General features: G+C 50.5%; 4 protein-coding genes. 1 reads left to right on the top strand and 3 read right to left on the bottom strand.

Annotated elements, in window-relative coordinates; genetic code table 11:
* Nucleotides 1–1,873 precede the first annotated feature (1,873 nt).
* Complete coding sequence (locus B880_RS0115465; RefSeq protein WP_017348347.1) at nt 1,874–2,356, bottom strand: Hcp family type VI secretion system effector; 483 nt, start codon at nt 2,354–2,356, stop codon at nt 1,874–1,876.
* 75 nt (nt 2,357–2,431) lie between these two features.
* Between B880_RS0115465 and B880_RS0115470 the strand changes: the two genes are divergently transcribed.
* The gene (locus B880_RS0115470) at nt 2,432–3,226 is read left to right on the top strand and encodes a DUF4225 domain-containing protein (protein WP_017348348.1); all 795 of its coding nucleotides are present in this window, start codon (nt 2,432–2,434) and stop codon (nt 3,224–3,226) included.
* 313 nt (nt 3,227–3,539) lie between these two features.
* Here the strand turns inward: B880_RS0115470 and B880_RS26735 are convergent, their stop codons facing one another.
* Together B880_RS26735 and B880_RS26915 are read right to left on the bottom strand one after the other, a co-directional pair.
* Nucleotides 3,540–3,788, bottom strand: a complete 249-nt coding sequence (locus B880_RS26735; protein ID WP_157060569.1) for a hypothetical protein — start codon at nt 3,786–3,788, stop codon at nt 3,540–3,542.
* Between the two features lie 1,682 nt (nt 3,789–5,470).
* A partial coding sequence (locus B880_RS26915; RefSeq protein ID WP_017348353.1) for a hypothetical protein occupies nt 5,471–5,703 on the bottom strand: 233 nt, incomplete at its 5' end.

Raw genomic sequence — 5,703 nt, forward strand, 5'->3', positions numbered from 1 at the left:
CGTCAGGTTGGTCAGTCGGGCCATGGCGATCTCCGGTCAGGATAATGCGTTACAGTCTGCCAGACACCGCGGAGGCGATGAAGAGCCGGGAACGGTAGCAGACAATCAGAAACGGTGAACGGACGGGCAAATTTTTTGTCCGGGCGTGAGGCGTTGGCCAAGCCGCCAGGCGCGGCAGGAAACCACAAGGGGGGTCGGATTTAACGAAGATAAGAAGGGGATCGGACGGCGCCTGACCGGACGTTTTATGTGCCGGTACGGGTGGCGGTGCTACAAAATATATCCTGTCCCGCTGTTCACTTGAAATCAGCCGCCGCCGTGGTAGTCTGCACGTGTAACCTGTCGCTCCGGCGACCATCCAAAACCCCGGCGTAATCTGAGAGGGGTGCCTTCGGGCGATTACTGTCGCTACGGCGACCATCCAAAGTCCCGTAAACCTGAGAGGGACGCCTTCGGGCGGTAAAGCCGTTTAACCTTTGAAAACGGGTGCCACCTTTGTGGTTAAGGTCACCGGTCTGTTCAGGCCGGCTACACAGCAACAGCTCATCAGCGCATCACGCCAAAAACCCGGGTGATGACGCGGAACCCCACCTGTCGATGATGAAGCTGCTCCCCTATGAGTGAGAAAATACAGTGTTAACGCTCAGCAGCTGCGCGGCGTCACTTGTGAAATGGCGAAGACATTACCAAGTGACGCCGCTGAAAACCGTACGCTCAGACCAGGCGTAACGCGGCTCTCAGCGTCTGACTACCATCTGACACACACGCAGTACGTGTTAAAAACATTTAAACGGCCACGTAACAGCGACGGGAAGCCCGTCTGAACGTCCAACGTAAAACAAGGAAATTGATCAACCCGGTATCGATGGCGGCACTACGAAAGTAGCGCCGGAGGCAGCTGAACCCGCTTCAGCTCTGCATTAGCAGCAAACAGGTCAGCGACCTGGGGTGCCTCGCAAGAACTCAACATTCTGCCACCCCGATGCACAGATGCCGGTTGAGACGCAGGAAGCGCAACAGTAACCGTGTCGTCGGGGCAGGAATAATCAACATCAGAGTGATCAGAGCTCATACCAGGCAGTGGATGATATTCCGCTTCCTCGCTCATTCGCTCACTCCGTTCGGTCATGAGTCTGCGGCGAGCGGTGCGAGCAACAGGCAAGGAGTTATCCACAGAAACGGGGGATAACTGGAGGAAAGACAGACAGGAAGCGACGAAGAGATGATGCGGCGAAGCCGTTTTTCCATAGGCTCCGCCCCCCTGACGAGACTCACAGAAATCGCGTGATTTCCGGTGCTCAAATCAGCGGTGGCGAAACCCGACAGGACTTAAAGATACCTACCATTTCTAGTAAGTGGCTCCCTCGTGCGCTCTCCTGTTCCTGCCTTTCGGTTTACCGGTGTCATTCCGCTGTTATGGCCGCGTTTATCTCATTCCACGCCTGACACTCAGTTCCGGGTAGGCAGTTCGCTCCAAGCTGGACTGTATGCACGAACCCCCCGTTCAGTCCGACTACCACGCCATGTAAGGTAACTAGTTCTCTTGAGTCCAACCCTTACAGACACGAAAAATCGCCAGTGGCGGTAGCCATTGGTAACTGGTTTACGGAGCGAAGAAGTACACTTGAAGTACACTGAGTTCTTGAAGTGAAGACCTGACTGCGGCTACACTGAAAGGACAGATTAGGTTACTGCGCTCCGTGAAAGCCAGTTACCACGGTTCAGAAGTTCCCCAACTTACTGGACCCTCGAAAAAACCGCCTCCCCAGGCGGTTTTTTCGTTTCTGGTTCAAGAGACTACGACGACAGAAAAAGGATCTCAAGAAGATCTGACGATCTTTGCGCATATTAATCCGTCGCCTTACGGCTGATGTCAGCTCTCCCTGTTCTCCTTAATGTTCCATCCTGACTGTGATTCCGCGCCTTTTCCGCCGCTGGAAGACTGTTCCCAGTACTGATTTTTTACTTTAGCCGCCTGGAACTGGTAGTTAATACCAATAAGATCACGCTGAGTCGTTCCGTTGAACATGACGTTTGTAATCAGCACGTCCTCAAGTGTAATCCGGCAGTACTCGATCTGAGTGCCACCCGCTTTGCAGACGGAAATTTCTACTGTGCTGACGTGTTTTCCGTTTGAGATGTAGCGCATAATCGCGGGCGTTGCCTTATCGATACTGGCCTGAACCGACAGGTCACGATACTGAACCTTACCCGCACCGCCTCCGCCCCCCACGGCCATACTTCCGGGCTGCGATGCTCCCCAGGTGAATGAGTTTATGTTGATCCAGCCCTTGTGGTTTGAATCCTGTGACTCGCCTGTTATTCCGTCAATCCGTAGAAAAATATCCGTGCTCATGGCGTCTTCCTTTGAGTTTTCTGTGTTCTCTGATTAAATCCCGGTAATTCTCAATACATCAATCAAGGTAACGTTATGGATAACTACTGGGCTAATAACCGATTTTCCAGTTATTTTCTCACTATGGCAAATCTGGAAGCCCAACAACTGTACTGCAAAGCCAATGAAGTTTGTTTAACCCATCTGAAGAACGGCTTCACACAAATGGCCTTTCAGGATGATGTAAAACGCTTTATTGATGCACAACTGAGTACTATTCGCTCCGCCAGTTCAGAAGCTGAATGCCAGCAGTGCATTACACACCTGCAAGAAGAACATAAAAACCTATCCATACAGGATCAGATGCTCCGTTCCGGGCAGGCAGCCCTTCACGCTTCAGTGCAGTTTGTTAAAAGCGACAGAGTCTGGCACTGGATTATTAATGGTGTGGGTGTAGTTCTTGGTGGTCTTCAGGTTATTGCTGGCGTTAGTGTGATTGAAGCATCTTTAGCTACAGGAATGGTGTTTGGTGCTGGTTTCGGAGCTTTATTGGTCGCTCACGGTGCCAACAGCATCCAAGAGTCTGCATTAAATTTATATTACGGCGTAGATAACACTCAAGGGTTTGTGAAAAAAACCTATATAGCTGGTGCAGAATTTCTCGGATTTGATCAAAAAACAGGAGAGCTAGCGTATAGCATCATGGATTTGGGTTTATCTGCTTACGGTATGGGTAGGTTAATAATCAAGCCAGATAGCTGGCGATTATTTAGACACCTACCGACCGATTATGTAAGAGGAATAAAAGAAATGAGTCGATTTGATTTGGGTGTTGAAGTTTACAATGACTCAATGACAATTAAATCTATAGCCGATGGGGATAATGATTAGCTATATTTTTTCCTTTTGTAGATGAATGACTTAAAGCTCAATCTAATTGCGCCGAACAAACAGATTAATGGGAGTACTATCATCATAGTTATTGAGTAAGAGACGATAGAGCCTTTGTCTTCAAAAATAATTATGTATAGCCATACTCCCATGAAAAAAACAATCATCCCCATCAATACAATAAACTGAGAATGTAGAGCCTTTATGAGTGCAGGATACGTTATCCCATATTGATTAAGCCTTTTTCTCATCTCAACAAGATCTTTACCGGTGAACCCGTGTCTCGCGAGCTCTTCCTCTATTTTTGCACTGTTCACTTTTCCACCTCAGAAGCCTGATCAAGGCTACGTATCCTTGGCGTCAGTGACAGGCCATACCCGATACAACCAATTGCCAGAATTGCCTGAAAAAGAACAGTCCCCGAGTCGTCCGGGCGGGTAAGCACACTCAGTAGAGCTTGTAACCCCACGGCGGTGCCACCAATAATACTCCAGCGCCTCATCCGTATCGTATTACGCAACAGCTTGCCTGCGTCCTGCTGCTTATTTCTATCCTGTTTCATTCTTATTTTTCCCTTAACTGACAGAAAACGCAGTGACTTTAGAGCCTGTGTAACGGTATGGCAATACACACCCGGATTTACCATACCCCCCCAATCCCTTATGACTTCACCCACCCTCAAGATTTCGACCTCCACCAACCATCCTTTATTCTGGTTTTTCCCCCTTGAAACCAGAATGGAGTGTTGCCATGAATAAAACCCCAAACCGCAGTATTCTCTGGATCCTTGCTATCGCCGTTTTTTTCAACCTGTGTGGACTATGGGATGGTTTTAACACACGCCAGAGCCTTTTATCCCTGCTTTCACTGATTGGCGGGACGACAGTTGCAATCGTTATGCTTGTTGATCGGTGCAAAAGAGAGACTTCGAAGTAAATAAAGCCGCCCGGAAGGGCGGCTTTTTTGTAACTGATACCGGAATATTTACCATAACATCCCTGTTGCGCCCTACGGCAGAAAGGTTCCCGGGTATCATGTGTGATATGGTGAAGTGCGTTTTCCCTGACGCGAATTTAACCGGCAACTTTGCCATCCCGATTCATACCGAGTGGTTTCGGGATTTTTTTTTGATCAGCAGAATGCTGCAATAACGCTTATTTTTCTGTTCCAGGCATGCCCGGGGAATGATTCCTTTCTCCACTCATCAGGCATTTTACCCTCAGCCTTTCTGCTGCATCTGGAGACTGCGGAGCCGTCAGCATATGCCGGTAGGAAAGGCATTCTGGAGTATCCACAGGACCTCGATTTCCGGTGCATGCACACAGAACAAGGGTACCCAGCACTATCAATAACACTCTTAACACGCCCATCCCTTAAAAGTCCTCAAAAGCCCCCTGATTTACCATAACGTTTCTTTACCGCACCGCCCCAGACGCCCTCAGCGCGTTTCTGCGCCCTGAGCCGCAAAAGAGCACGTCTTCACCCCCGAAAACCGCCCAGGATCGTTCTGAGGCGTTCTGCGGGGGTGCATGGTTATGCAGCCGGATGACTGGTTGAGGGTTTCAGCGCGATCGGGCGCCCAGGCGGGTATTTTTCCCGGTCTTCTGCGGAATATGCGTCACAGTTAACGGAATTTTTTTCGCGCAGAGTCGCAGGTTGTGACACACTCTCCTGGTAAGACCTCATAAGTTCCGCCATTCTGCTGAAGTGAAAATAACGAAGACAACTTAGCTAAACGCTTCGGAGCCGCTGGGCTCCTTTTTTTTGTCCGGGACTCAGAGAACGGCAGCAGCCGTCGCCGGCTTCGCAGAACAAGATACGTTGAGCCCTGGCGAATAAGTACAGTCATGGGCAGGGAGAGGCCGCAGCCTGTACCGGTACATTACACATCTTGCCATCCGGTCGGACGCGATTTAATGCGATTTTATGCGAAAACCGCCCCGGACCTCGTGAAATCGCATTAAATCGCATTAAATCGCATATGTTCGCATATCCCCCCCTTAAGAACCGGCAGAAAACCGCGAAACGCCATAAACCCAAACGGTGAACGGGCGGGAAAATTTTTTTCGCGCAGAGCCACAGGTTGTGCCATATTCACCGGGTCAACCATCCATTGAAAACCACTGCCACCCTGGTGTTGTGGGAATGACGAAGACAAGTTAGCTAAACGTTTAGGAGCCGCTGGGCTCCTTTTTTTTGCCCGCCGTTCAGAGCGGCACGGGACAAAAAGCTCCGCCGTGGCGTTCACCGGCGCGGCGCACGCGGGCGTGACCAGGCAAAATCCGCCTGCTGACGCTCTTCTTCCCGCAGCGACCGCTGACGGTCTGCATGACGCTGCGATTCGATCTGCGCCCGCGCCCGGTTCAGGACGATATGCCGGTTTGGCTGATTCAGCTTCTTGCCTGACGCTCTCTCAGCGGCGGCAACAGCATCGTCGAGAAATTTTTTCTCGGCGGGCGTCAGGTTGGTCAGTCGGG

Source organism: Pantoea sp. A4, assembly GCF_000295955.2.
In the GTDB taxonomy this organism is placed as follows: domain Bacteria; phylum Pseudomonadota; class Gammaproteobacteria; order Enterobacterales; family Enterobacteriaceae; genus Pantoea; species Pantoea multigeneris.